This is a genomic window from Chryseobacterium indologenes (genome assembly GCF_001295265.1).
GTDB classification, from domain to species: domain Bacteria; phylum Bacteroidota; class Bacteroidia; order Flavobacteriales; family Weeksellaceae; genus Chryseobacterium; species Chryseobacterium indologenes_A.
The window spans coordinates 30,271-56,158 of sequence record NZ_LJOD01000009.1 but is presented as its reverse complement, the minus strand read 5'-3'; the positions used below and the strand labels follow the sequence as shown (position 1 = coordinate 56,158).

At 38.1% G+C, this 25,888-nt stretch carries 23 protein-coding genes; 12 read left to right on the top strand and 11 right to left on the bottom strand.

What is annotated here, in order from left to right:
• The first annotated feature begins 31 nt into the window (after positions 1 to 31).
• The 10 genes from AOB46_RS13860 (at position 32) to AOB46_RS13815 (ending at position 10,272) form a co-directional block, all read left to right on the top strand.
• Positions 32 to 2,425, top strand: coding sequence for a hypothetical protein (locus AOB46_RS13860; protein ID WP_062700362.1), 2,394 nt, complete (start codon positions 32 to 34; stop codon positions 2,423 to 2,425).
• Positions 2,425 to 2,955: a hypothetical protein gene (locus AOB46_RS13855; protein WP_062700360.1), complete on the top strand. Its 531-nt coding sequence runs from the start codon at positions 2,425 to 2,427 to the stop codon at positions 2,953 to 2,955. Before AOB46_RS13860 ends, AOB46_RS13855 begins: the two co-directional genes overlap by 1 nt.
• A 340-nt stretch (positions 2,956 to 3,295) precedes the next feature.
• Positions 3,296 to 3,790: a hypothetical protein gene (locus AOB46_RS13850; protein WP_062700358.1), complete on the top strand. Its 495-nt coding sequence runs from the start codon at positions 3,296 to 3,298 to the stop codon at positions 3,788 to 3,790.
• Between the two features lie 29 nt (positions 3,791 to 3,819).
• Positions 3,820 to 4,647 carry a YoaK family protein gene (locus AOB46_RS13845; protein WP_062700356.1) on the top strand — a complete coding sequence of 276 codons (828 nt, stop codon included), beginning with the start codon at positions 3,820 to 3,822 and terminating at the stop codon, positions 4,645 to 4,647.
• A gap of 237 nt (positions 4,648 to 4,884) precedes the next feature.
• Positions 4,885 to 6,672: a DNA mismatch repair endonuclease MutL gene (mutL, locus tag AOB46_RS13840; RefSeq protein ID WP_062700355.1), complete on the top strand. Its 1,788-nt coding sequence runs from the start codon at positions 4,885 to 4,887 to the stop codon at positions 6,670 to 6,672.
• A 2-nt stretch (positions 6,673 to 6,674) separates the two neighbouring features.
• Positions 6,675 to 7,403 carry a rhomboid family intramembrane serine protease gene (locus tag AOB46_RS13835; RefSeq protein WP_062700353.1) on the top strand — a complete coding sequence of 243 codons (729 nt, stop codon included), beginning with the start codon at positions 6,675 to 6,677 and terminating at the stop codon, positions 7,401 to 7,403.
• A 9-nt stretch (positions 7,404 to 7,412) separates the two neighbouring features.
• Positions 7,413 to 8,417: an endonuclease/exonuclease/phosphatase family protein gene (locus AOB46_RS13830; RefSeq protein ID WP_062700351.1), complete on the top strand. Its 1,005-nt coding sequence runs from the start codon at positions 7,413 to 7,415 to the stop codon at positions 8,415 to 8,417.
• 76 nt (positions 8,418 to 8,493) lie between these two features.
• Positions 8,494 to 9,468 (top strand): endonuclease/exonuclease/phosphatase family protein, encoded by a 975-nt coding sequence (locus tag AOB46_RS13825; protein WP_062700349.1) that lies wholly within the window; start codon positions 8,494 to 8,496, stop codon positions 9,466 to 9,468.
• A gap of 4 nt (positions 9,469 to 9,472) precedes the next feature.
• The gene (locus AOB46_RS13820; RefSeq protein ID WP_062700346.1) at positions 9,473 to 9,832 is read left to right on the top strand and encodes a hypothetical protein; all 360 of its coding nucleotides are present in this window, start codon (positions 9,473 to 9,475) and stop codon (positions 9,830 to 9,832) included.
• Positions 9,833 to 9,861: 29 nt separating this feature from the next.
• Positions 9,862 to 10,272 carry a hypothetical protein gene (locus tag AOB46_RS13815; RefSeq protein ID WP_062700344.1) on the top strand — a complete coding sequence of 137 codons (411 nt, stop codon included), beginning with the start codon at positions 9,862 to 9,864 and terminating at the stop codon, positions 10,270 to 10,272.
• 85 nt (positions 10,273 to 10,357) lie between these two features.
• On the opposite strand, the gene AOB46_RS13810 is transcribed toward AOB46_RS13815, so the two are convergent.
• Complete coding sequence (locus AOB46_RS13810) at positions 10,358 to 12,175, bottom strand: helix-turn-helix domain-containing protein (RefSeq protein ID WP_157845066.1); 1,818 nt, start codon at positions 12,173 to 12,175, stop codon at positions 10,358 to 10,360.
• Between the two features lie 320 nt (positions 12,176 to 12,495).
• On the opposite strand from AOB46_RS13810, the gene AOB46_RS13805 reads away from it, so the two are divergent.
• Together AOB46_RS13805 and AOB46_RS13800 are read left to right on the top strand one after the other, a co-directional pair.
• A complete protein-coding gene (locus tag AOB46_RS13805; RefSeq protein ID WP_062700341.1) occupies positions 12,496 to 12,696 on the top strand; it encodes a hypothetical protein in 201 nt (66 codons plus the stop codon).
• Between the two features lie 2 nt (positions 12,697 to 12,698).
• A complete protein-coding gene (locus AOB46_RS13800; protein WP_062700339.1) occupies positions 12,699 to 12,917 on the top strand; it encodes a hypothetical protein in 219 nt (72 codons plus the stop codon).
• Positions 12,918 to 13,174: 257 nt separating this feature from the next.
• Here the strand turns inward: AOB46_RS13800 and AOB46_RS13795 are convergent, their stop codons facing one another.
• The 10 genes from AOB46_RS13795 to murD all read right to left on the bottom strand — a co-directional run bounded on the left by AOB46_RS13795 (position 13,175) and on the right by murD (position 25,888).
• Positions 13,175 to 14,689 carry a GH3 auxin-responsive promoter family protein gene (locus AOB46_RS13795; RefSeq protein ID WP_062700337.1) on the bottom strand — a complete coding sequence of 505 codons (1,515 nt, stop codon included), beginning with the start codon at positions 14,687 to 14,689 and terminating at the stop codon, positions 13,175 to 13,177.
• Positions 14,690 to 14,792: 103 nt separating this feature from the next.
• On the bottom strand, positions 14,793 to 15,203 hold the full coding sequence (locus AOB46_RS13790) for a BrxA/BrxB family bacilliredoxin (RefSeq protein WP_062700336.1): 411 nt from the start codon (positions 15,201 to 15,203) through the stop codon (positions 14,793 to 14,795).
• A 424-nt stretch (positions 15,204 to 15,627) separates the two neighbouring features.
• Positions 15,628 to 16,074, bottom strand: a complete 447-nt coding sequence (locus tag AOB46_RS13785) for a GatB/YqeY domain-containing protein (RefSeq protein WP_062700334.1) — start codon at positions 16,072 to 16,074, stop codon at positions 15,628 to 15,630.
• An 87-nt stretch (positions 16,075 to 16,161) separates the two neighbouring features.
• Positions 16,162 to 18,087 carry a cell division protein FtsZ gene (gene ftsZ / locus AOB46_RS13780; protein ID WP_062700332.1) on the bottom strand — a complete coding sequence of 642 codons (1,926 nt, stop codon included), beginning with the start codon at positions 18,085 to 18,087 and terminating at the stop codon, positions 16,162 to 16,164.
• Positions 18,088 to 18,202: 115 nt separating this feature from the next.
• Complete coding sequence (ftsA, locus tag AOB46_RS13775; RefSeq protein WP_062700330.1) at positions 18,203 to 19,582, bottom strand: cell division protein FtsA; 1,380 nt, start codon at positions 19,580 to 19,582, stop codon at positions 18,203 to 18,205.
• Between the two features lie 89 nt (positions 19,583 to 19,671).
• A complete protein-coding gene (locus AOB46_RS13770) occupies positions 19,672 to 20,640 on the bottom strand; it encodes a cell division protein FtsQ/DivIB (RefSeq protein WP_062700328.1) in 969 nt (322 codons plus the stop codon).
• Positions 20,641 to 20,693: 53 nt separating this feature from the next.
• Positions 20,694 to 22,052, bottom strand: a complete 1,359-nt coding sequence (murC, locus tag AOB46_RS13765) for a UDP-N-acetylmuramate--L-alanine ligase (protein ID WP_062700326.1) — start codon at positions 22,050 to 22,052, stop codon at positions 20,694 to 20,696.
• Between the two features lie 46 nt (positions 22,053 to 22,098).
• A complete protein-coding gene (murG, locus tag AOB46_RS13760) occupies positions 22,099 to 23,196 on the bottom strand; it encodes an undecaprenyldiphospho-muramoylpentapeptide beta-N-acetylglucosaminyltransferase (protein ID WP_062700324.1) in 1,098 nt (365 codons plus the stop codon).
• 93 nt (positions 23,197 to 23,289) lie between these two features.
• Positions 23,290 to 24,528: an FtsW/RodA/SpoVE family cell cycle protein gene (locus AOB46_RS13755; RefSeq protein WP_062700322.1), complete on the bottom strand. Its 1,239-nt coding sequence runs from the start codon at positions 24,526 to 24,528 to the stop codon at positions 23,290 to 23,292.
• A gap of 22 nt (positions 24,529 to 24,550) precedes the next feature.
• Positions 24,551 to 25,888, bottom strand: coding sequence for a UDP-N-acetylmuramoyl-L-alanine--D-glutamate ligase (murD, locus tag AOB46_RS13750; protein ID WP_062700320.1), 1,338 nt, complete (start codon positions 25,886 to 25,888; stop codon positions 24,551 to 24,553).

The window sequence follows — 25,888 nt, the reverse complement described above, 5'->3', positions numbered from 1 at the left end:
AATGCTCTGCCTTTTTCAAAAATGAAAAAGAATGGAAACACTTGAACTTAGAGAAGTAACCAGCCAAAACTGGCGTACTGATGATTTTATAAAAAAGCAGCTGCTCTGTAATAAGCTTAAATATAGCAACCAGTTACGCATGCATTATATATTGGATTATAATATTGATGACTATGATGGAATTGCGGAAGAAAACAATATAAAGGATGATAAAGAGAACTTCATCCGGCTAAACACTTATCTTAATAAGAATAAAGAACTTGTTGATCTGGTACAGACGCAGTGCGAAATCAAATTTGAGATTGACGGACCAAAGGAGGAAATATCTGCCCAATTGATTTATTTTTATCACAGAGATGCTGATACTGTGTCATTAAGAAGGAAAAAAGCAATTGTATTGGAGACCTTTTCTTATGAAGAATTCAGAAATCTTGTTAGGTTTGTTGGCTATGGCGATTTTGAAAATGGTGATAAATATAAAAAATATTTCATTACTATTTTTAAATCCAGCTTCCTTAATGCAAAAGGTGCAGAAGAGATTAAGTTCCTCTATACTCAGGCACCGGAGTTTGTTCTTAAAGGAATGGCACTGCAAAATGAAACGATATTTGGGCATCTACTTGCTTTAACAAAGCTTGATGATACCGGAATATTCAGTGGCTGGAGAGATGGCAGCTCAGCTTTAGTAAATGTATTAAAGGCTTTTTCAGATCATCATTTTCTGTTGGAAAAATTTAAATCTGACCCTGAGCTCTGTAACAGAATTTATTTTAATTTAGATGGATTCAGTGAGATGAATGGCGAAATGAAATCCAACCGGATTATTTTTGCTACGATTCTGATGGAAGCCTGTCTGCTTTCAGAGAACCGGCCACAGCAAGGAGCTCCCGAATTCAGAATAGGAAACGGGTATAAGGTCAGTACAAGGGTATTGGAATTAGGAGGGTTTCTTTTAGGTTTGGGAAAGTCTGATGAAAAAACATTTTTTCTTCAACAGCAAAAAGAAGTCGTAAAAAGAGTTTTCATTGTACCCAAAGAAGGAGATCCTAATGCAACCGAACAGGTAATAAAAGATCTGGATGAAGGGGCTCAGTTTTATCCATTGGATATGGTCTATTTCAAAGATGAAACCCGAACAGAGACTTTGCATAGGGAAACAGGACAAGAAGATTCCGTCACCATGATGGTTCCTGCTATTTACGTAAAAGCACTTGCTGATGCGGAAAATTGGGAAGATATCAACGAAACGATGCGAATTGTAGCCGATATGATGGGAGTGGTTTTTGGAATTGGAGCATTAGTATTGACAGACAATCCCTATCTGTTATTGTTAGCGGCAGCTGATCTTAGTCTGGCATTACCTGATCTTACCATACAGGTATTCCGGGAAGAAATAGCAAAATTGCCGGGAGGAGAAGAATTTCTAAGGCAATGGGATCTGATTTATACTGTTTTGGGAGCAGCTGTTGCAGCTCCACAGGTTGTAGTTGGTTTGGGACAAATTGTTGTAGCTTTTTACAGAGGCTGTTTAAGCTTAATGAGACTTCCCCAGACCGCAGAAAAAGTAAAGCAAGGGTTGAGGGCAATGGCAATTTCCGTATTTTTGGATTTAAACAGTGGGGTTTTCCAAAGAAAAGACCTTCGTTTGTTTCAGCCAACGGAATGGGTAATCCCAAGCGCAGGATTCTTTTCAAAAACATCGGAATGTGATGCTTTGGTGCAGAATGGAGCTTTTTTTATGGAACTTGATGCCGCTGCTATCATGGAAAATATCGGAAGAAAAGGAGGTATTAACCCTGATGTTATAGGTTCAGTAAGCAGTAACAGGAAGTTTGCATTGGTTTACAAAGGTGAGATTGTTACACAGGGAAGCAGGTACGATAGGGCTTATCAAAAGGTTTTGCAAGAGATAAGAAAAATAAGCTACAATGCTGAAAAAGTTGGAAAGATTTTGGACGAATATAGAATAAGCGCTTTTTGTGAGAAAACACCGAAAATTATCAACAAAGATCCTACAGATGCTCTTCCAAAAGAGGGATTTATTATTGAATATAAAATGGATTCTCGTGGAGTTTTTAAGCAATTGAATGATAATATTTTTCCTTCAAAAGAATTTGATTTTGTGATTACGAAATCAGGAGAATTGAGAATAGGGAAAAAACATCATTTATTAGGAAATAGAGAAGATGTTTTAGCTGCTGGAGGTATTCGTTTTAAAAATGGTAAAATTGTAGAATTTGACAATATGTCTGGGCACTACACACCCACATTGGAAGAAGCAGAGAGGTTGGGGGAAATTTTAAGAGGCCTCGAAATACCTATCAAAAGGGCTCGCAATGAAATCACACCTTTAGGTTTAAATAATAAAGGAGAAATTATACGACTTGGAAAAGATAAAATAATATATATACAAAACATAAAATAATGGAGCAAATTATACAAAAATTACAGCATGGACTAGAAGATAGTGGCTGGGATTCATATAAACCTTTAAAAAATGAATTATTAGCTTATAATTCTAAAGATTTAATTATCAAATTACTAGGCACAGAATATTTTAGATATACAGATGTGAGGAGTCTTTTTACTATTATTCCTGAATTATGGAAAGATTTTAATTTAGATGACTGGATGTATATTATTCGAAAAGTTGATCGTCCTGAGAACTACCGACTATATAAAGATGATGGACCTTATTTTGAAGATATTCGCTTTCTCTATAATTGGATTGGTATTGATAGTATCAGTCTGTATAAAAATGATCCGGGAGTTTCTTCCAAAAATAAACAAAGCTTAGATAGAGTGTTTCCGGTGTTTCTACATGACACATTAAGAAATGGAGATTATATGGAAGAATTTCTGGATGGTACTTTTGGAGATATAAAGTATTTCAGAGATATGAAAATTCGTTTGATGAATCAGGGAGCAAGTGCGAGTCCGATGCCAGATTTATAGCATTGATTTAATAAGTCCCGAATTTCAATAAGTATACTAGAATAAAGTATGAAACAGGATAAATAGTTATCCAGATATATTATATAATGTATATAAAACTGCTCTATTGGGCAGTTTTATTGTTTTATGTAGAAATTATCAGGGATCATGTGTTTTTTATTAAAGGCTTCATAAGCCAGAATACCATCTCTTTCTCAGCCATGTTAACTCCCCTTAACAATTTTCTAATCTCATTTTAATCTCTTTAATCACATTTTAATTCCATTCCAAAGGTCTTTTAATCTGGCCGTTCTAGTTTTGTATCATCAAAAAAGATAAACACAAACAAAATCATAAGAACATGGCTAAAACAATTTTAATTGCAACAGATTACTCTCTTGAGTCTTTAAACATATTGAAAAAAGTACTGAAAGAGAAAGACGCACAGGAAGATCAGAATCAGTATAAAATACTTCTTGTTTCAGGATATGACCAGGGGGATTCTATCAGAGACCTTTTGTTCAATACCAAGAGTACCATATTCAGCAAGATAAGACCGGAAGAATTTTGTGATGCTTATGGTATCATCAGGAATAAATACCCGCATTTAGTAGATAAGATCATCTGTGATATTTTCACGGGAAGTTTCCAGAGAACATTCAACCAATATGTGAAAGCTGAGAATATTGAGGAGGCTTACTATTCTCCATCTATTAAAAGTAAAGGGAAAGGAAAATTCGATCTTACTCCTTATATCAAAAAATGTAAAGAACTGCAGTCTCAGGAAATTAAAGTAGATGTTCCTGAAAGACTTCCGGAAAGAGGAAGGCTGGCTGAGATCTTTGTTGAGGCCTAAAAATAAACCCACAATAAAAAAAATAAAAAATGTTAAGAAATTATAGTAACAGCAGAACATTGGGAGACAACATCAGATTGGGAACGCTGACTGCATTCACTGCAGGTACTATAAATATAGCTTCTCTATTGATTTTCCTCTCATTTACGTCTAACGTAACGGGACATTACGCCATTTTAGCGGCGGAGATCAGTAAAGCCAACTGGACACAGGTCGCAGTAGTAGGAGGGTGGATCTTCTTATTCTTCTTCGGAAGTTTCCTGTCCAACTTCATTGTCATCAACTTTAATAAGAAAAGTAAATATTTTGCCCATGCCATGCCTATTGTGCTGGAGATTATATGTCTTCTGTTTGTAGGGATATACGGCCAGCTGTATTATCAGAAAACACTGGAAGAAACAGAATATCTGGTTGCATTGATGCTTTTTGCCACAGGACTTCAGAATGGTCTTACAGCGAGTATTTCCAATTTCTCGGTAAAAACAACCCACCTTACAGGAACAACAACCGATCTCGGAATTTTATTCTCCATGTTTACCCAGAAAAAATACCGTAAAAACGGCGAACTGATAGGAAGGGCAAAACTGCTGATGAGCATTATGGCAGCCTATGTTTTAGGAGCGGTATTCTCCGGACTGACTTATTATTACCTGGAATTCAGAGTATTTTATGTCATCAGCGTATGCCTTCTGATCGTTATCGGGTACGATGCCTATAAAATTCATGTAAGACACTTCAATACGAGATACCGATACAGCAGAATTTATAAAAAACCGAACCTTTTGGCCTATCTGTATGACAAAATTCACGGAATTCCTAACAGAAAGGAAAAAAGAAAGCTTGTCTTTGAAGACTAAATTATAAAGTAAATATCAGTATTATTTTTGTGTAAACTAGCTGTGAATCAGTCCTCTGTTTGTTATGAGCAATCAGAGGGCTGTTCTTTTTGAATAAAGAATAAGCTGCCAAAGGTTTTATGCCGGCAGCATTTCCGGCAGGATTGTTGATTTGTTGATAATTAAATATTAATTCACAGCTTTAATCTTTTAATTCCCGTTTTCATTAACTATTTTTGTAAGTTGATTACACGTTTTATGTCAGATATTATTCAGCTTTTACCGGATCATGTAGCCAACCAAATTGCGGCAGGAGAAGTGGTGCAGAGGCCTGCATCCATAGTGAAAGAACTTTTGGAAAACGCCATTGATGCTGGAGCAACTAAAATAGAGTTGATCGTAAGAGATGCAGGCAAGAACCTGATCCAGGTAGTTGATGACGGAAAAGGAATGTCTGAGACAGATGCCAGAATGGCGTTTGAAAGACACGCTACTTCCAAGATCAAAGGAACAGAGGATATCTTTAAAATCGCTACCAAAGGTTTCAGAGGAGAAGCTCTGGCCTCTATTGCAGCAGTATCTCAGGTTGAACTGAAAACCAAACAGAATGATGCTAAAATAGGAACGAATATCTACATTGAAGGAGGTGTTTTTCAGTTTCAGGACCCGGTGCAGACGGCAGACGGCTCCAATTTTATGGTGAAAAACCTGTTTTATAACGTTCCGGCAAGAAGAAAATTCCTTAAAAATAACAATGTTGAATTCCGTCATGTGATTGATGAGTTCCAGCGTGTGGCCCTGGCCCATGAAAATCTTGAGTTCTCTCTTTTCCATGATGATGAAGCTGTTTTCAGGCTGAGAAAAGGAAGCCAGATGCAGCGTATTGTTGATGTGTTCGGAAGAAAGCTTCAGCCGCAGCTCGTTCCTATTAAAGAAGATATTGTCTGGTGCCAGCTTCACGGATTTGTTGCAAAACCGGAAGGCGCTAAGAAAAACCGGGGCGAACAGTTTCTTTTTGTTAACGGAAGGTACTTCAAAAGCCCCTACTTTAACAAAGCGGTTCAGGAAGCTTTTGAAGGTTTACTGTTGCCAGGCTATGTTCCTTCTTTTTTCCTTTATTTAGAATTAGATCCCGGAAAAATAGATGTGAATATTCATCCGCAGAAAACGGAAGTAAAGTTTGAGGATGAACACCTTATTTTTGCTTTATTGCGTTCAACCATTAAAAGGTCTTTAGGAATTTACAATGTTTCACCAAGCCTCGATTTTGACAGGGATCCTGATCTGGATGAAATGATGAATAAACCCGTCCCAAGCAAAAGCAACGGCGGAGGCGGAGGAGTGATCAAGATGCCGGAAATTATTGTAGATAAAGATTATAATCCGTTTCTGGAAGAAAGAAATGTACAGCCGGAAGAAATTCAGAACCTTACAGAAATGTATCATCAGAATATTACTGCGGAACCTTCTAAAATTAATTTGTTTGAAGATGAAGATTTTGATGAGGATCTGATGAGGCTGCCTAATGGGTACTGGCTGTTCAATAAAGGAGATGTAACCCTGATGCTGGACCTGGGAAGAATGCACAGGCTGCTGGTTTCAGAAAATAATAAATCTACCCGGAAATCCAATACAAACAGCCATGCATTGCTGTTTTCCCTGGAATACCACATGAATGAAATAGAGAAAACAAAATATAATGCCTTCAAAAAATATCTTCCTGAACTGGGATTTGAAATGAAAATTGCCCATGAAAGCGTACTCAGAATAGATTCACTTCCGGAAGGACTGAAAGAAACACAGGCGATGAAGTTCCTCGAAAATCTTTTCGAAATTCTGGAATATAAGACAGAAGAAGAATTCATGCAGTATTACCATAGCCAATGGAATAAAATGCAGTCGAAATCGAGATTCGATTTTATTTATAAGAAAGATGCGGAACAGGTTATCAAAGATTTTACAGCATTAGGTTTTCCGGAGTTTTTACCGGATGGAAAAAGATGCTTCTACGAAGTTCCGTTTAATGATTTTAAAAACAAATTTTAAAGATGTTCAACAATATACCGCCAATTACAAGGAATATAATCATCATTAATATCATTGTATTTATCGGCTCTTATTTTCTCGGAAGTAAGGCCATAGAATACCTTGCCGGATTTTATCCTTTTTCTCCGTTCTTCCATTCATGGCAGATCATTACCCACATGTTTATGCATGGAAGCATTATGCATATTTTGTTTAATATGTTAACCCTGTATAGTTTCGGACCTATTCTGGAACAGACATTGGGCGAAAAAAGATATCTCATCCTCTATTTTGTAAGCGGGCTCGGGGCATTTTTCCTCTTTAACGGGTGGAACTTTGTTGAAGCTCAGCAGTATACCCGTGAGCTGCAACAGCTTGGGTTCAATGTTAATGCTTATTTATCCGGTGCCAGTGTTGAATTTTCAGGAAATGCAGAGTCGGTTCTGCGGCAGAAGGAGCTGCTGGAAAACTTCAGGGGCATTGTTGCTACTCCAATGGTAGGAGCTTCAGGTGCTATTTTCGGAGTAGTAGCAGCCTTTGCAACCCTTTACCCGGATTCAAAGATTATGATGATGTTTATTCCGGTTCCTATAAAAGTAAAATACCTGATGCCTATTGTTATTGTGGTTTCTATATACCTGGGAGTTTCCGGAAACGGGGGGGGAATTGCCCATTTGGCTCACGTTGGAGGTGCGCTGGTAGGGTGGCTTCTGGCACGGAACTGGAAGAAGCATCTGTACCGTTTCAATTAAAGACCTGCTGTGAAAGTTTTCCGTCTCATCGTACTTATCCTGCACTTGGGCATTTTGTTCATGTTGTTGGGGACCTTAATGAATGCTTATATTCCGCCTAAGATATTTCCATGGTTCAATCTGCTTTCATTAGGATTTCCCGTTCTTATTGCAGCTTATATCATCTGTACCCTGTTCTGGCTTTTCAGCTGGAAAAAAAGAACTTTTGCCTTTATGCTGATCGGGTTGGCTTTTATCAGCCCCGTTAAAAGATGGATTAATTATTCCTCTGATAAGAAAGTTAGTTCCGATGATATAAAAGTGGTTACTTTTAATATCAAAGCCGGATTGCTTGGAGCTCGGGAAATAGAGCAGTATCTGAACAGGATTGATGCAGATGTAATTTTGATCCAGGAAGAAGGAAGAGAGGCGTTTACAATACAGGGAATGTCGAAAGCTAAAATTGCCCATAATAACGGGGTTCTTGCTTTTTATTCCAGACACAGAATAATAGAGACTAAAAGCCTGATTGAAGGAAATTATGATCTGAATAACGCTTACGGAACCCAGGCTGATATTGAAATCAGGGGAAAAGTATATCGCTTTGTCAACGTTTATCTGGAACCATATAAATTTGATAAGTCAATGGTGAAGATGAATGGTGATAAAGAGCAGGATGAAAGAAGGCTGCGGGATATTGTAAAAAAGCTTATTCCGGTTTTTAAAAAGCATCAGGATCAGGTGAGTGAAATCCGGACGGGAATCGATCAGTCTCCGTATCCTGTATTTCTGGCGGGAGATTTTAATTCAGTACCGAATTCCTACGAATACTATCATTTATCCGAAGGGCTTGAAGATGCTTTTATGAAAGCAGGAAAAGGCAGCGCTACCAGCTTCCATGACTACAGATTTCCCATCAGGATTGATTATATTTTTACCTCAAAATCAATACGGCCCGTTTCCTATAAAGTTGACCGTACGATAAAGCTTTCAGATCACTATCCTGTAGTGGCAACCTTCTCAGTAAATAACTAATAATCATAAAATTAGTTAAAGTTTATCGGCTTGGTAGGATTTTTGATTAAAAAAATCCGTACCTAGACCGTTATTCATGAAGCCGAATCAGATATTGCTATTTCTACATATTGCTGTTGCCGTTTTATTATTATGCACATTAGGGAATGCGTGGATTCCGCCTAATCTTTTGGGCACCCTCAATCTGCTTTCTCTGGGCTTCCCCTACCTGATTATTACCTATATTTTGTTGACATTGATCTGGGTATTTCAAAGAAAAAAAATAGCGATTGCATTTGCTCTGGGAATCCTGGTTTTTTATAACCCCATAAGAAGATGGGTTAATTTTACCCCCAAAACAGCCAATGTAAAAACAATAAGAGATATTAAAGTACTTACATTCAATGTAAAATATGGTGATTTTGGATGGGATAAAGTAAAAAAATACATCAAAGATCAAAATGCCGATATTATTCTGGTTCAGGAAAAAGACACAAATAAAGCCATAAAGAAAGATCTTGTAAAATATCCTACAGTTATTCTTAAAACAAAACATAAGATTGTAAGACAGGAGGAATTAATTCAGGATAAATCAAGGGGGAACTCATTCTATGCAGATGTTGATATCAACGGGAAAATCATACGGGTTGTAAACGTCTATCTGGAACCTTTCAGGCTTCATAAATCTATGCTTCAGTTTGATGGTTTTGGAAAGCAGAAAGATAAGATTGCTACCTTGCTTTCCCACATGACACCTACATTTAAAGCCCATGAGGAACAGATCCGGAAAATAAGAAAAGTGATTGATTTTTCACCTTACCCAGTGATTCTGGCAGGTGATTTCAACTCTGTACCCAATTCTTATGAGTATTACAGTCTGGGAAAAGACCTTCAGGATGCTTTTCTAACCGTAGGAAACGGGATCTCTACCAGCTTTCATGATTATAAGGTTCCGCTCAGAATTGATTATATCTTCACCTCAAAATCCATTATTCCTTTAAGCTATAAAGTAGATCATTCTGTAAAATTATCAGACCACTATCCTGTAATTGCAGAATTTCTGTTAAATTAGTTCCATGAAAAATTTATCGGCTTTACTTTTTATTATCCTGCTGTTCATGGCGGCCTGTTCAAAGAAAGAAACTCATAATTTTGAAGGGGAGCGGGAAGTAAAGATGAATTATGATACAACCGCTATTGATTCTTTTTCAGATGGAGCAACATCGGTAGATATTGTCCGCCAGATCAGGATGTCCTCACAGAAGTATAAAGATTCTTTAGTACAGGCTAAAAAGCTTCAGGATGAAGAGGCCAGGCTGAAGGCAGAGCTTGAGAAAGAAAATAAAAAGACACAGGAAGAAGAGAAGAAAAAGGCAGATGCTGAGAAAAAGCAGAAAGAAGCAGCCTCTCCGGCCGCAGAAGTCAAAACACAATAAAATATCAGTTAACTTAAATAAAATATAATATGAAAAAACAATTTTTAGCAGCAGTTGTGATCGCTTCACTGGCTGTAGTATCCTGTACAAAATCAACCACTAAAACAGAGCAGGTTGAAAATCCGGACGGGTCTGTAACCACAACCTCTACCACAGTAACGGAAGGGCCTGGTATAGATACTTCCAAAATTAACAAAGCAAAAGAAGATATAAAAAACAAGGTAGATGCAGCAGGGAATAAGATAGATGCTGCTGCCCAGAACGCTAAAGATAAAATTGACGAAACAGCAGATAAAACAAAGCAGGACCTTAACAAGGCCGGAAACGATATTAAAAGCGGAGTTCAGGAAGCCGGGAAGGATGTAAAAGATGCTGCCGCAAAAGGAGCTTCCAAAGTAGAGGAGGCCGCTAAAAAAGTAAAAGAAGATTTAAAGAAATAAATTGATACAATTTAACTAAAAACGCGCAAAAGGCAATTTTGCGCGTTTTATTTTTAAAAATCAGAAGAAACACAAACCTTTAATATCAGGATTTTTCAAAATACTCTCTTGGTGTTTTTCCGTATTTTTCTTTAAATGCTGTGGCAAAGAACTCAGGAGTTCCAAATCCAAGATACCTGGCAATTTCTTTTATTTTCCTTTCTTTGAAATCAGTATTGCTCTTTAAAATGCTTTCAAGATGGGCAAAGCGGAGATCATTAATATAGCTGTTAAATGTTTTTCCTGTTTTTACTTTAATAATACGGCTCAGGTATTTATCGTTCGTATTAAACTTTTCGGCAAGGGTACCCAGTCTTAAATCCGGACTGAGGTATTTATTTGATTTTTCAAAATCATCTAAGCTTTTAAGTAGCTGCTTCACAGTATATTTGTTAATAGGCAGATAAACTTCATAATCAATCTCCGCAGGATTGTTTTTTTGTTGGTTTCGTGGGCTGTAAACAATGGGGATATCATCTTCCGGAACTATTCCTGGAGCATCATTAATTTCTTTTTTTTCAGAAACAGCAGCTATTTCCTTGTCATTATCGCCTTTCCCGGTGGGCTGTGTATGATCCGGTGCTCCTATGGCTGCAGTCTGGATAGATGGCTGAAGGGTTTTATTTTTTTTATTCTGATACATAAAAAAACCGGTAACAGCAATGATTCCTAAAGCTCCTATACCAAGAAAACTCCAGCGTTCTTTTTTTCGGTCGTAAAGCAGGTTTTCCTTTTCTTCTAAAAGCCTTTTTTCATCATAATCTGTCTTTAATTTCTTAGCAATATTGTTTTGCTCTTCTTTAAACCTGTTCTCATATTGTAAAAGCTCGTCTACGGCGATAAGCTGTTTCTCTCTATTTCCTTTTTTCTTATAATAGTCTATAAAAAACTCAAAAGCCGGACGGAATTCTAAAGAAATTTTACCTGTTTTTTTATAATCTTCAATGATTTCCTGGAAAAAAGGAATTGCCTTTTCAGCCTGTTGTAATTTCCAGTAGCTCATTCCCAGATAAAACTTTTCATAGAGATGATTATCAGAATCATTATTTAAACGTAAAGATTTTTCTAATTTTTGGATCGCTGAGGAATATTTTCTCTGACAATACTCGTTAAATGCATCGGATGAGATTAAATCTGCTAAATAAAAAGCAGTATCCTGGTTATTTTCAATAAACGAGTAGGCTTCTTTTAATAGAGGCGTATTCTGGTCAAAATTATTTATGGCAGAATTTATTTTGATTAAATTATTTAAGGTGTAAATATAAGAGGCTCGGATATCAGCCGTATTTTTCTTGTCCTTTTTCCATTTATAATATTCATATATTTCATTGGCAATCTTCTGGGCCTCAATATTATCTCCGATTTTACTTTTAAGTCTGGCAATTGTAAACAGCCCTTCATAAGCAAACTCTTTAGAAGTATCATTTTTGAGGTAATCATTGGCTATTATAGCCATTTCTAATGCTTTTTTATAGTCATAATTTTTAAAATTTGCATTAGCGGCACTGGCATAGGCCATGCCGATATATCGATTGTCTTTAGTCTTTACAGATTCTATAATCAGACTATCTGCATATTTTATCTTTTCATGATCAGGAGCAAACGTGGTGGCGTATCCATAGCCGGTAATCAATTCCTCAGTGTGATTATCCTTTTTGGCGAGCTCTATATATTTTTGGGTTAGCGTAAAAGCTTGTTTTCTGTCTTTCGAAATGACAGATATTCTGTTTTGAAGTCCTTCGAAATCTGTTTTTTTTGAATGAATATCGCCCTGCTGTATAAAAGAAGTCCCTAATAGGAATATGAGGATATTGAGTAAAAGTAAATAAAAATACTTTTTTTCTGTTTTTTCAAATATTTTCATTTCAAAACAAGGAAATATTTTGTTTGCATGCATTTTTTTAAAATGTATTGATTATCAATAGTCTATTTTTTTTGTTTTTCTGTTTCTAAAATGTTTTTTCCTATTTGCGAAGTTTTTTTGTGATTTTAAACAAAGATATTTTAATTTTTTACATACTGCGTAAAAAGGAAAATTTGTTTTTAGAAAACCTGCGATTATATATTTGGAACAACAGAAAGGAACATCATTTTAACAAAAAAATTAAAAGGGGTCCACATTAATATCAGGAAAGTTTAAATAAATCATAATCATATAAACATAAACAATAAACTTTAACGACTATGAAAAACAAATTAATGCTTAAAACAACTAAAATTTCGGGTTTGGTACTGCTTGCTTTTATGACTGTATACAGTTTTTTTGCAGCATATAAAAACATAGATCTTCCCAATGGCTGGAAATTTTACTGCAGTGCTTTAGGTTTTGTACTGTTCAGCTCTCTTTTAGTACTTGCCCTGTTCAAAACCAACAAAAAAAACTAACCATGAAAAAAGAACATATTTCTATGATTGTATTTGCTGCTCTGTTCATTACTGCCCTGTCACGCTTCCTGGATTCTTCTGTTTATACAATGCTATCTGCAGATCATGCAGGTTTAATACAGGAGTATATGAAAAAAGCGTTCTCATGGGGAATTTTTTTCGGAGGGGCCATTGCGGCCGGCATTGTCCTTATAACAAAGTTATTAAAGAAATCTAAATAGTTATGAATATGAAAAAGTTGATGTTAATGGTTGTATTCTTCTCTATCAATTCTGGATTGAACTGTTTCCTGAATTCTGAGTATAAAATTACACTGAAAAGTGGTTTTGTATTAGTGCTGAGCAGTATTTTATTTGCTGTTTTTATGTCTTTTTTTATGAAGAAATCAGATTCGTAGATAAGCTGGCAGTTATATGAGGAATTTAAGAGTAAAAAGATAAATTTTTATAAAATGCCGCCGCAAATTTTGCGGCGGCATTTATTTATTCATTTCCAGTAAAGGATCAATATATTCTCTGTCATTACTTAGTCTGGGTACCTTATTCTGGCCGCCAAGCTTTCCCTTGGACTCCAACCATTGGTAGAACAGATTGTCTTTAGCAATGTGAACAATAGGCCTTTTCAGGGTAATATTGTTGTATCTTTTAGCTTCATAATCGGAATTAATGGTTTTAAGATGCTGGTCGAAAGCATCAATAAAATGTTCAAGATCGTCAGGATGACGGCTGAATTCAAAAATCCATTCGTGTGCTCCTCCTTCATCTCCTTTCATGAATACCGGTGCTCCCGTAAAATCTGTTACAGATGCTCCTGTGCATTCGCAGGCTTTGGAAAGGGCAGACTCTACATTGGTAATCATAAGTTCTTCCCCGAAAGCATTGATATAATGTTTGGTTCTTCCTGTGATCTTAATTCTGAAAGGACTGACAGAGGTAAAAATAACAGTGTCGCCAATCAGGTATCTCCAAAGTCCGCCATTGGTTGTAATAACCATTGCATAGTTTTTTCCGATTTCCACGTCCTCAAGACTGATAACTTTCGGGCTTGAAAAATGAAACTGATCCATCGGAATGAATTCATAAAAAATTCCATAGTCCAGCATCAGCAGCATTTCATCACTGTCCGACCGGTCCTGAATCCCGAAGAAGCCTTCAGAAGCATTGTAAATTTCGTAGTAATTGATGTTTTTTCCGATGATCTGCCTGTATTGCTCCCTGTAGGGCTTAAAACTGATTCCGCCGTGAAAAAACACCTCTAAATTAGGCCAAAGCTTAGCAATACTTTCAGCACCCGTTTCCTTTAAAACTCTTTGGAGAAGAACCATCATCCAGCTCGGAACCCCGAGAATACTTCCCACATCTTCATTTTTTACTTCCGAAGTAATCGCTTTAAGCTTACTTTCCCACTCAGACATCAGGGAAACTTTTTTGCTTGGGGTGGTGGTAATTTCTACCCAAAACGGAAGATTATCTATTAAAATGGCAGACAGATCCCCGAATTTTGTATTGAAATCTGCATACAATTCAGAGCTTCCCCCCAAACGTAAATTTTTATTGGTAAAAAGCTGGTTTTCGGGATGGTTGTTGGCATAAATGGAAACCATGTCTTTTCCTGCCTTCATATGACAGTATTCAAGACTTTCCGATGAAATGGGAATGAATTTGCTTTTGGCATTCGTTGTCCCGGAGGACTTGGCAAAGTGCTTGATATATCCGGGCCAGCTGACATCTCTGCAGCCCTGCCTCGCCTTTTCGATATACGGTTCGAAATCTTCATAAGTTACAACCGGAACCTTGTTTTTAAAGTCCTGATAACTGGAAATCGAATTGAAGCCGTGTATTTTTCCATATTCTGTATCTTCCGCATGGAAGAGCTGAGAAAAAAGTATACCTTTTTGGGTTTCAATAGGATGGTTCATGAAATTCTGTATCTGATCTATCCTTTGGCGGATAAACCAGTTGACTACCGTATTGAAGAGTGCCTTTGTTGCCATTTCAACAAATATAATGATATTTGGAAGTTCAGAAAATTTTTATAGCATGAAATAAAAAAACCGCCACAAATTTGTAACGGTTTATTATTTAGATTATTGTTTCTTAGCAATACTCATCATAGGCAGCCTGAAGATTGGCAGCAATAGCCCCTGCAGGATTTCCTTCAATGTGGTGTCTTTCCAGCATGTGAACCAATTCTCCGTCTTTGAAAAGCGCTACACATGGGGAGCTTGGCGGGAACGGAGCAAGGTGCTTTCTTGCTTCTGCTACTGCTTCAGTATCATATCCTGCAAAAACAGTCGTTAAATGATCTGGTTTTTTATCTCCCGTTAAAGAATATACTACACCTGGTCTTGCAGCTCCGGCAGCACATCCGCAAACAGAGTTGATCACTAATAAGGTGGTTCCTGACTGCTTTAAAGCTCCTTCTACCTGAGCAGGAGTTGTAAGATCTTCGAAACCTTTATCTGTAAGTTCAGCCTTCATAGGCATTACTAAATCTGTTGGATACATATATTTTGTTTTTTATCACCACAAAGTTAAGCAATTCTTTACGTTTGTTCAATACATAAAAACTATCAGTAGTTTAGGTATTGAAAATTAATTAAATATTAATAATTCAATAATATTTGAAGAAAAATAAGATAAAATGATAAATAATGAAAAATAATTGTTAAATTTGAAATGATTCTGAAAAACAAAGGACCATGAAAAAAACAATTACGGCTTTCCCTCAGGCAGACAAATTATTCAATACTGCTTAATAGGCAGTTAGATGAAAGCTTTTTCAGTTTTAAATACTATTAAACTGAAATTAATAATCCTGAATATCCAAAAATGAAGCCCGGAACTAAACAATTCCGGGCTTCTTTAATCAAATCGATATGCAAAGGTTGTATATCCTTATAAAATAGGTTGGTGTCTTTTCAGCAGCCAACTAAGAAAGGAGCTTCTTAGCCATCTCGGAAATACTTTTTCCATCAGATTTTCCGGCTAATGCCTTTGAAGCAGCTCCCATTACCTTCCCAAGGTCCTTAATAGATCCTGCTCCGGTTTCTGAAATAATATTTTTAATCTCTGATTCCAGCTCTTCCGGGGAAAGCTGTTTGGGTAAAAATTGTTCAATTACCTTCATCTGTGCTTCTTCTACTTCAGCAAGGTCATTTCTTCCCTGTGCAGCAAACTGTTCAAAAGAGTCTTTACGCTGTTTGATCATTCTCTGCAGAATGGCTATTTCCTGTTCTGCAGAAACTTCAGCACCTTTTGCTTCTGTTTTCAGAAGTAATATCTGAGATTTTACAGCACGCAGAGAATCCAGAGCAACTCTGTCTTTTTCTCTCATGGCTGTTTTTATAGCTTCGCTTATAGTATTTTCTAAACTCATGTTTTTATGCTTTTGGCTTCTGGCATCCGGCTGCTTGCTTTGATATGACTTTTAAAGCCATTTGCTAGTAGCTGGCTGCCATCAGCATTAATCTACGTCTTTATTTAAGAATCTGTTTTCTCTGATCTGCATAGATCCGTTATTGTCAGACAGATAGGTGTTGATATTCTGGTCTGATGCATTGGTTCCGTCAATAGAGATGTTTTTTCTTTTGAAAGCCGGAACAGATTCAAATTCGCTGGTGCTGTCAAAGCTCTGGTAGCGTGAGTTGAATTCTTTCAGCTTGTTTCTTCTTTCCAGTACTCTTTCCTGGTCAACCGCTTTATTCACAAAGGTGAATTCTGATTCTTCTGTTTTCGGAGCTTCCGTTTCCGGAGCTTGCTCAACAGCCGGTTTGATTTCAGCTCTTGGCTCTTCCTGTCTGGTCTGGAAGAAGGTTTCAGCCTGCTGAACCGGAGTTTCAGTTAAAGTGCTTACAGGTGCATTGAATTCTGCTTTAGGCTGTCCGAAATCCGTCTTTGGCTCATTGGATGAGGGCTGGTTTACAAAGAAGCTGAATTCTACTGGTTTTTCATCAGAGAAAGAACTGCCGGAGTTGCCGGAAGAAAGGGAAGGGGTATCGTCTTTCTTCGCATCAAAATCAAATTTAAATGATTCAATTTCCAGGTCATTGGGATCTTCTCCTTCTTCATCGTAAGAGAAAAGGCTGTAGGATTCCTGTTCGGATTCTTCATTATTTCTCCACTCCTGAGCCGGATCCTGTCTGTTTTCTTCTCTGTCGTAGAATTTTATTTCTGTTTTGGTTTCTTCTTCCTCAACAATTATTCTTTTTTCAGTGGTTGTTACACCAAACTGAGGAGTATCGTGGTCTTCATCATCCAGTCTGAACAGGTTTTTACCTCCGAAATCACGCGGAGTTTCCGTTGTAGTTTCTCTCTCTTCTCTTGTTTTGAAAGGAGAGGCTTTTGGTGCTTCAAAACTGTCATTAAGGCTGATTCTGATTTTTTCTGTCGGGCCGGCAAATTTCTTGTTGTCATTTGAAAATCCTGTGGCAATAACAAGAACGCTTACAGAGTCTCCCAGCTCTTCATCAGCGCCTACCCCAAAGATGATGTCGGCCGTATTTCCTGCTTCTTTCTGGATGTGGTCCATAATCACCCCGATTTCGTCCATGGTTACTTCTTCTGCACCACTTCTGATCAAAAGAAGTACATTTTTCGCACCGGTGATCTTGTTGTCATTCAACAACGGAGAATCAAGGGCCTTTTTAACGGCTTCTTCTGCTTTGTTTTCCCCTGATGCAATTCCTGTGGACATCAATGCTGTACCGGAGTTCTGAAGTACAGATTTGGCATCTCTAAAGTCAATGTTTACATCGAAATAACCGGTAATAACTTCTGCCATTCCTTTTGCTGCATTGGTTAATACTTCATCGGCTTTTGAGAATCCCTGTTTGAAACCAAGGTTTCCGAACTGCTGTCTCAGTTTATCGTTATTGATAACAATAAGTGAGTCTACATTATTTCTCAGTTTTTCAAGACCGTTTTCTGCCTGTTCAAGTCTTCTTTTACCTTCAAAGCTGAAAGGTACGGTAACGATACCTACGGTAAGAATACCCAGATCTTTGGCTACCTTGGCAATTACAGGAGCTGCTCCGGTACCTGTACCACCGCCCATTCCGGCAGTGATGAACACCATTTTGGTATTCTGGCCCATTGCGGCTTTGATGTCTTCGATACTTTCGATAGCGGATTTTTCTCCTACTTCAGGATCTGCTCCGGCACCAAGACCTTCAGTGATGGTAGTTCCCAACTGCACTTTGTTGGCTACCGGGTTATTATCTAAAGTCTGGGCATCTGTATTACAGATCACGAAATCTACTCCGTGAATTCCTTTCTCGTACATGTGCTTCAGCGCGTTGTTTCCACCGCCTCCAACACCGATCACTTTTATAATGGATGAATTTCCTTTTGGCAAATCAAATGAAAATCCTTGTGTGCCTATATTTTCCATAACTATATTTTTAATAATTGATAACTGATAACGACGGCTGATAAATGTTTTAGTTTAAGATAATAAATCTCCTGCTATTTCTTGCAACATTTATCAGATCTTTTATCATTTATATTTATTCTACTTCTTCAAAGAATTTTTTTACTTTTTCCATGAGCGACTGTCCAAAGGTCAGTTTTGCCCTTTTACTTTCCTGCTGCTCGGTTAAAACAGGCATTTCTTCAGTGGGAGCTGCCTGCTGAACCGGTTGTGCTGTTTCTGTCTGTGCTTCAATTGCTTCTGCCTTGGGCTGTTCCTGAACAGGTTCTGCTATTTCAGCATTCTGCTTTTTATCCCTGATTTTTAAGCTTTCCATAAGCAAGCCGATAGACGTAGCAAATTCCGGACCTTTCAGATACTGGTTTTTATCGTTGGCGATATATTCATTCGCAAAACCGATTCTGCTGTCGAAACCTGTTGTATAATTGGCAAGCTGACGAAGATGCTTCAGGTTTGAACCGCCGCCGGTAAGAACGATTCCGGCAATCAGCTTTTTCTTCTGTTCAAAAGCACCATAAGCTTTCAGTTCGGTATTTACCATTTCCAGAATTTCTTCCACTCTGGCATTGATGATCTGTGCTAAAGTTTTTAGAGAAATTTCTTTATCTGGCCTGCCGTGAAGTCCAGGTATTGTAACAAATGTACTGTCTTTTTCTAATTCCGGAACTGCTGATCCGAATTTTACTTTCAGCTGTTCTGCATGTTTTTCTATAATGGAGCAGCCTTCTTTGATGTCTTCTGTAATAATCCCTCCTCCGTAAGGAATTACACAGGTATGACGGATGATGTTATCTTTAAAAATAGCTATATCTGTGGTACCACCGCCGATATCTACGATAGCAACGCCGGCTTCTTTTTCTTCTTTGGTAAGTACGGCTTCTGAAGAGGCTAAAGGTTCCAGTGTAAGAGCTTCCATTTCAAGGCCGGCTTCTCTTACGCATCTGGCGATGTTTCGGATGCTGCCCATCTGTCCCACTACAACGTGGAAGTTAGCTTCTAAACGTTTTCCGTGCATTCCTATTGGCTCCTGAATTTCGCCTTCGGAATCTACTTTATACTCCTGAGGAAGTACGTGGATGATTTCTTCGCCCGGAAGCATAACCAGTTTTTTTACCTGATCTTTCAGTGCTTCAATGTCGTCATCTGTAATAAATTTATCCGGGTGTTCACGCATAATATAATCGGAATGCTGCAGGGAACGGATATGTTTTCCTGCAATACCTACGGTGACTTTGCGGATGGGAACTCCTGCGCTGGACTGCGCCTCAGACACAGCAGCCTTGATTGAATTAATGGTCTGTGAGATATTGTTCACAATACCCTTATGAACTCCAAGACTTTTGGCCTTCCCTACACCGAGAACTTCTATTTTCCCGTGTGCATTCCTCCTTCCGACAATCGCGACAATCTTTGTTGTCCCGATGTCCAGACCTACTGAATACTCTTGATTTTCCATTTGTTTATATCGATTTGATTTTTTTCTACTTTTTTTCCCGATTGGATTGTATCCAATTTTGTGCTAAATTATCTTTCTGAAACTAGATTTTATTCTATTTTGACCTTTGCTTTAGGCTTTGTTGGCACCGGCTTTTTTTCTGCTTTTTTAGTTTCCTTTGGCTGGCCTGCCGTTTTGGGCTTTATGTTTTCCTTAGGCTTTGCTGAGGATGAAGCCGGTTTCTTTTTCTCCGAGGGCCTGGATGATGCTAAATCCGGTTTCTTCGCTGCTGTAGGGATTGGGGCTTTGGCAAGCTCCTTATTCCCTGCCTTCAGGATACTGTCGTTTTCTTTAAAATAAGGATTTAAAGTGGTTACAATCTGGTTCTGATATTTTACAGAAATCATATTGTATTTTTGAGGATCCTGGTAGACCAGGTATTTTTCTACAAAAGCTTTGAAACCTTTTACTTTAAATTCAATATTATCAAGATCACCTATTTCAACTTTATAATTTCCTTCGCTGGTCAGAAGGTTATAATCGTCCCTGTATTTAGAAATTCCGATAAAGAATTTCTTACTGAAGTTATCTTTGTTTATCTTTTCAACCAATTCAGCCAGCTTCTGATATTCCTCGGGCTTTACATTTCCCGTTACCAGCATACAGGGGTGAGAATAGGTCTTTGAAATAGGAAACTCTACTCCTTTCTGATCTACATAAAAATCTCTTCCGTCTTTATTAAGCCTGAAAACAGGAACTCTTTGCTTAATATCCAGATTAAGTTTACCATTCAGATTTAAATATACATTGGCACTGTCTACGGCCGGAAGGGAATTAATTTTCTTTTCCAGTAACGGGATATTGAGATCACCAACTTTACCTGAAGGGTTTTCTTTTTTAACAATGCTTCTGATATCTTTTTCATCAATGAAGTAAACCGGAGTTTTTTCATTCATTTTTACAGAAATTTTTTGGTCCGTAATCTTCTGGCCGCTGAATCTCTTTAATGAGAAACTCAGCAGTAATCCTAAGATGATCACGGTGACCGCAATTTTTAATATTCTGTATTTTTTTTTCATTTTTTTGTTCTGTAAAAGCTATTGCTGCAAGTTTTTTCCAGTTTACATTAAACTTATATTTTTGAAATCCATTCACAGACAGGGTCGTACAGGGTGTCAATATTTCCTGCCCCAACGGTGAGAAGAATGTCAAAATCTTTTTCTTTTATCTTTTCAAAAGCATCGGATAATGCTGATACTTCTTTTTTGTCTAAGGTCACTTTTTCCAGCAGCCAGTCTGAAGTAACTCCTTCAAAGTTTTCCTGAAGTTCTCTTGCAGGGTAAATATCCAGAAGGATCAGCTCGTCAGAATTGCTGAGGCTTTCTGCAAATCCGTCTGCAAAATCTCTTGTTCTGCTGAACAGATGGGGCTGAAAAACGACAAGTAATTTCTTATCCGGATAAAATGTTCTCACTGAGCTCATTACAACATTAATCTCTGTTGGATGATGTGCATAGTCGTCAATGTAGATTTTACCGTTCGGATAAATATGTTTGGTATATCTTCTTTTAATGCCTTTAAAGTTGGCAATGGCCTTTTTCAGGGTTTCAAAATCTGCTCCTAAATTGTGCAGGATCGCCAGTGCTGCTGTGGCATTTTCAACATTATGGATTCCCGGGATTTCCCATACAAAATCTTTTACTGTTTCAGCCGGTGTATGGAAATCAAAATAGATTTTATCATGATCCATACGCAGATTATCTGAATAGTAATCCGCTTTTTCATTAACGGCATAGGTCTGGTGGGCTCTGCCGATTTCCAGCCCTTTTCTTACAAAAAGCTGTCTGTCTTCCGGAACCAATGCTGCAAACTGTCTGAATCCTTCTTCAATATGGCTTTTGTCGCCATAAATATCAAGGTGGTCTGCATCGGTGGAGGTGATTACCGCCCAGTCCGGAGAAAGATTCAGGAAACTTCTGTCATATTCATCTGCTTCTACTACAGAATACTGCGTTCCGTTGTACAGGAAATTGGATTTAAAATTCTCAGAAATTCCTCCTAAAAAGCATGAGAAAGGAAGGTCTGCTTCTTTGCACAAATGGGAAACCAGGGTAGAGGTGGTCGTTTTACCATGGGTTCCGGCTACTGCTATACATTCTGTGTTTTCTGTGATCAGTCCTAATACTTTGGCGCGTTTTAAAACTTCAAACTGGTTTTGATTGAAATAATCAAGGATTCCCAGTGTTTTAATAGCCGGAGTATAGATCACCAGAGTATCTTCTTTCTGTAGGGAAGTGATTCTTTCGTCAATATTATCTTCAAAAACAATATCAATTCCTTCTTTCATCAGCTGCCGGGTAAGTTTGGTATCGGTTTTATCATAGCCTGATACTTTTTTGCCTGATGCGTTAAAATAACGCGCCAGTGCACTCATTCCGATCCCGCCGATTCCGACGAAGTAAAATTTCTGATATGTTTCTAAAATGTTCATTTCTTTTTATGTTATTCTATGATGTAGAATGTATTGCTGTTATTTCTTACAGTTTCTCCATTATTTCGTCTACAATCTGTTTTGCAGCATCGGGCCTGGCAAAATATTCCAGATTTTGAGACATTTCTTTTCTTATATTTTCACTTTCGCAGATCTCTGATAAAGTGCTCCAGAACTTCTCCTGCATTTCAGAGTCTTTTACCATTCTGGCTGCATTTCTTTCAACCAGATTCATGGCATTTTTGGTCTGGTGGTCTTCTGCTGCAAAGGGAAAAGGAACCAGTAAAACCGGTTTTTGGGCTACTGCCAGCTCTGAGATGGCAATGGCTCCGGCTCTCGAAACAATAATATCTGCTGCGGAATATGCAAGTTCCATGTCCTTAATGAATTCGCGGATCTGGATATTTCCGGTATCAATATTTTTTGTCTCTTCACTAATATCTTTATAATCAAGCTTTCCTGTCTGCCAGATCAGCTGATAATCTTTGGTTATAATGTCATTCAGATGTGATTTCCAGGCATTGTTTAATGTTCTTGAGCCTAAAGATCCGCCTACGGAAAGGATGGTAAGTTTATCTTTGTTTAATCCCATTTTTTCTTTGGCAAGAGCGGTTTCCGTCATTCCGGTAACGATATTCTCACGAATAGGATTGCCCAGGAATTTTATTTTTTCTGCCGGGAAGCCTTCCACTTTAGGATAAGCAGTAAATACAGCCCTGGCTTTTTTGCTCAGGATTTTATTGGTTACACCTGCATGGGCATTTTGCTCCTGAATGAAGATGGGAATTCCCATTTTGCTTGCTTCGTATAAAGCTGGGCCACTGGCAAAACCTCCTGTTCCGACTGCGAAATCCGGAGCAAAATTTTTAATGATCTTTTTGGACCTGGACAGGCTTTTCAGAATTTTGAAAGGCAGCCCCAGATTGGATAAAAGATTTCCTCTGTCTATTCCGGCGATATCAATTCCTTCAATTTTATAACCGGCCTGAGGAACTTTTTCCATTTCCATTTTTCCGTTGGCTCCGATGAACAAAAATTCTGTATCAGGAAATCTTTTTCTGATCTCATCTGCAATAGCAATTGCCGGGAAGATATGTCCTCCTGTTCCGCCGCCGGATAATACTACTTTTAATTTTTTGTTCATTTTAATGGGGCCGTGCCCGGTTTTTATTTTAATTTCAATATCATTAGGATTTTATCCTGTTCTTTGTTTAATCGTCCTTTCGGGACTTTTTGGTTATGCGATATCGTTAATTTCTGCTATGCTTTGTTTTTTGCCCATTCCTTCTTCATCATAGATCTGTATTCGTGAGCTTATATTTAAAATAATTCCCAGCTGGAGATAAGTTACCAGCATTGAGGTTCCTCCGTAGCTGATGAGTGGCAGCGGCTGTCCGGTTACGGGAATCAGGTTGACGGCAACTGCAATGTTTACTGAGAGCTGTATGAAGATCATTACTCCGAGGCTGAGCACCAGCAGGGACCCAAAAAAGGCGGGCATTTTACTGGCAATCATGACAATCCGGATCATCATGATCAAATAGAGGCTTATCAGAAATGCGGCACCTATCAATCCGTATTCTTCTACAATAACGGCGAAGATAAAGTCGGAGGCAGACTGGGGAAGCATTTGTTTCAGTGCACTTTTTCCCGGTCCCATTCCGGTAATTCCGCCGTGAACGATGGCTGCTTTAGCCTGCATAACCTGATAGTTTTTGGCTTTTACACTTTCGTCATCTACATCTGCTGTTTTTGCCTTGCTTGAGGTAAATGTTTCGATACGGCTCATCCAGGTATGTACACGGTTTCCACCAATCAGATTGGTATTCAGGGCAATGAGCAGGAAGAAGACAATGGCTACGAATGATGCGGAGATAAACCCTGCAATGTATTTCCAGTGAAGCTGTCCTATGATCAGAACGACTACGGAAACCATGAGAATCATCAATGCGGTTGAACCGTTATCTTTAGCTACCAGTATAAATACGAGAAGGATGGGTCCGAAAATGTACATGATATTTTCTATCGGCAGTCTTTCTCTGGTTATTTTCTTTGTTAAATACCTGCACAGATAAATAATCAGCATTAAAAATGCGAATGAAGACGGCTGGAAAGAGATTGGTGTTCCGGGAATTTTAAGCCACCTGGATGCGCTGGCTCCGTCAATGGTTTGCCCTGTAAACATCGTGACAATCAGCAGAATAATCATCAGTCCCAGCAGGATACTGCTTAGTTTTCCGATGTACTCATATTTTACGGTTCCTACCAGCCTCATGATTCCAAGGCCTAAGACTACAAAGAACATATGTTTGATAACGTGACCGGTGGTGGTCCCGTTATTAACGATGTATTCCAGATTTGAACTTGCAGAATATACCGGGAAGATAGAGAAAATGGAGATCACAAGAATGACCATCCAAAGTACTTTATCGCCCTTTAGAAATTCAAATCTGCTTTCTGTGTTCTGTTCGTCCATATTTAATGCTATTGGCTTTTGGCTAATGGCCATTGGCTTTTAATACCTGTTCTTTAAACTGTCTTCCTCTGTCTTCATAGCTTTTGAAAAGGTCAAAGCTTGCGCAGCATGGGGAGAGTAAAACCGTATCTCCGTTCCTGGCCAGAGATTTTGATATTCTTACAGCTTCTTCCATGCTTGAAGTATCATAGATAAATTCTTTTTTGTTTTTAAAGAAGTCTATAATCTTCTGGTTATCTATTCCAAGGCATATGATGGCTTTAACTTTCCTTTTAACCAGGTCCTCAATTTCTGAGTAATCATTTCCTTTATCCAGTCCTCCTACAATCCATACGGTAGGAGTTTTCATACTTTCTAAGGCGTAATAGGTGGCATTTACGTTAGTCGCCTTGCTGTCATTGATGTATTTTACGCCTTCAATTTCAGTTACAAATTCCAGCCTGTGTTCTACTGCCTGGAAAGTCATCAGGGAATTCCGGATACTGTCGTTGTTGATTTCCAGTATTTTACCGGCAATTGATGCGGCCAGACTGTTGGCAACATTGTGGTTTCCGAGAAGAGACAGCTCATCAATTTTCATGGTGAACTCGTCTTTCATCTTAACTTCAATTTTATCATCATTGATAAAACCGCCTTCTGCCAGCTTTTCCTTGGTTGAAAAAGGGATCATTCTGGCTCTGATCTCCAGTTTTTCAAGAATGTTTTTGCTCATTTCATCATCTTTATTGTAGATGAAGAAATTGTCATTTTCCTGATTTTCAGCGATGCGGAATTTAGCCAGTGCATATTCCTCATAATTATAGTTGTACTGATCCAGGTGATCCTGAGACAGGTTCAGCAGAAGGGAAATATAGGGCCTGAAGTTCTGAATATCATCCAGCTGGAAGGAACTGACTTCCAGTACATAGTACTCGTGGTTTTCATCAGCAACCTGTCTGGCAAAGCTGTAACCTATGTTTCCGCCCAGGCCTACATTCAGTCCGTCATTCTTCAGGATATAGTAGATCAGGGAAGTTGTGGTGGTTTTTCCGTTACTTCCGGTGATGGCAATGATTTTGGCATTGGTGAATTCTGACGCAAATTCTATTTCTGAGGAAAGTCTGATTCCTTTTTCATGAATTTTATGGATGATTTCTGCCTTTTTGGGAATTCCCGGGCTTTTTACAATCCAGTCTGCGTTTAAAATTCTTTCTTCGTTGTGATTTCCTTCTTCAAATTCAATTTCATTTTCAGTCAGAAACTGTTTGTAGTGATCCTTAATAGCCCCTTTGTCTGAAAGAAAAACTTCCAGACCTTGTTTTTTAGCCAAATAAGCAGCACCACATCCGCTTTCTCCTCCTCCTAAAACAACTATTTTCAT

Coding starts and splice junctions, on each gene's coding strand:
- AOB46_RS13860 (WP_062700362.1), top strand. CDS start 32: ATGGAAACACTTGAACTTAGAGAAGTAACCAGCCAAAACTGGCGTACT.
- AOB46_RS13855 (WP_062700360.1), top strand. CDS start 2,425: ATGGAGCAAATTATACAAAAATTACAGCATGGACTAGAAGATAGTGGC.
- AOB46_RS13850 (WP_062700358.1), top strand. CDS start 3,296: ATGGCTAAAACAATTTTAATTGCAACAGATTACTCTCTTGAGTCTTTA.
- AOB46_RS13845 (WP_062700356.1), top strand. CDS start 3,820: ATGTTAAGAAATTATAGTAACAGCAGAACATTGGGAGACAACATCAGA.
- mutL (WP_062700355.1), top strand. CDS start 4,885: ATGTCAGATATTATTCAGCTTTTACCGGATCATGTAGCCAACCAAATT.
- AOB46_RS13835 (WP_062700353.1), top strand. CDS start 6,675: ATGTTCAACAATATACCGCCAATTACAAGGAATATAATCATCATTAAT.
- AOB46_RS13825 (WP_062700349.1), top strand. CDS start 8,494: ATGAAGCCGAATCAGATATTGCTATTTCTACATATTGCTGTTGCCGTT.
- AOB46_RS13820 (WP_062700346.1), top strand. CDS start 9,473: ATGAAAAATTTATCGGCTTTACTTTTTATTATCCTGCTGTTCATGGCG.
- AOB46_RS13815 (WP_062700344.1), top strand. CDS start 9,862: ATGAAAAAACAATTTTTAGCAGCAGTTGTGATCGCTTCACTGGCTGTA.
- AOB46_RS13810 (WP_157845066.1), bottom strand. CDS start 12,175: ATGAAAATATTTGAAAAAACAGAAAAAAAGTATTTTTATTTACTTTTA.
- AOB46_RS13805 (WP_062700341.1), top strand. CDS start 12,496: ATGAAAAACAAATTAATGCTTAAAACAACTAAAATTTCGGGTTTGGTA.
- AOB46_RS13800 (WP_062700339.1), top strand. CDS start 12,699: ATGAAAAAAGAACATATTTCTATGATTGTATTTGCTGCTCTGTTCATT.
- AOB46_RS13795 (WP_062700337.1), bottom strand. CDS start 14,689: ATGGCAACAAAGGCACTCTTCAATACGGTAGTCAACTGGTTTATCCGC.
- AOB46_RS13790 (WP_062700336.1), bottom strand. CDS start 15,203: ATGTATCCAACAGATTTAGTAATGCCTATGAAGGCTGAACTTACAGAT.
- AOB46_RS13785 (WP_062700334.1), bottom strand. CDS start 16,074: ATGAGTTTAGAAAATACTATAAGCGAAGCTATAAAAACAGCCATGAGA.
- ftsZ (WP_062700332.1), bottom strand. CDS start 18,087: ATGGAAAATATAGGCACACAAGGATTTTCATTTGATTTGCCAAAAGGA.
- ftsA (WP_062700330.1), bottom strand. CDS start 19,582: ATGGAAAATCAAGAGTATTCAGTAGGTCTGGACATCGGGACAACAAAG.
- AOB46_RS13770 (WP_062700328.1), bottom strand. CDS start 20,640: ATGAAAAAAAAATACAGAATATTAAAAATTGCGGTCACCGTGATCATC.
- murC (WP_062700326.1), bottom strand. CDS start 22,052: ATGAACATTTTAGAAACATATCAGAAATTTTACTTCGTCGGAATCGGC.
- murG (WP_062700324.1), bottom strand. CDS start 23,196: ATGAACAAAAAATTAAAAGTAGTATTATCCGGCGGCGGAACAGGAGGA.
- AOB46_RS13755 (WP_062700322.1), bottom strand. CDS start 24,528: ATGGACGAACAGAACACAGAAAGCAGATTTGAATTTCTAAAGGGCGAT.
- murD (WP_062700320.1), bottom strand. CDS start 25,888: ATGAAAATAGTTGTTTTAGGAGGAGGAGAAAGCGGATGTGGTGCTGCT.